The sequence below is a fragment of the Frankia sp. Mgl5 genome, assembly GCF_023242985.1.
GTDB lineage: Bacteria > Actinomycetota > Actinomycetes > Frankiales > Frankiaceae > Parafrankia > Parafrankia soli.
In genome coordinates this window covers 1-302 of the sequence record NZ_JALKFY010000045.1, presented here as the reverse complement: position 1 = coordinate 302, position 302 = coordinate 1, and the positions used below count along the sequence as shown (strand labels likewise).

The 302-nt window shown below is 55.6% G+C and carries 1 pseudogene; it reads right to left on the bottom strand.

Going from position 1 to position 302, the window contains the following annotated elements:
• A pseudogene (locus MXD62_RS08290) lies at positions 1-302 on the bottom strand (thiazole biosynthesis adenylyltransferase ThiF); the annotation flags it as partial.

Genomic DNA, 302 nt, shown 5'->3' with positions numbered 1-302 from the left:
CGCAGCAGGAATTTGTTCTGTTCAACCTGCCCAAGCGGGGAGAGGATTCCCGCCAGCTTGTCTAAATCAATGCGGCTTCCTTCCGCAGGCGAGATCTGTACCGTATCGCGACCACAGAGAGATACGGCAAGGCCTTCCTGTGAGTCCGGGGTTAAAAAGGAAAATTCCCGTTTTCCGCAGGTCGGGCAATTGGGATGGCGCGCTCCCGCGACACGGATCTGCTGATGCTGATTTTGCCAGATGTCAAAATGTTCCAGATGCGGATTTAGTGCATCCTCCGCCCCGATCAGCAGCTTCAGCGC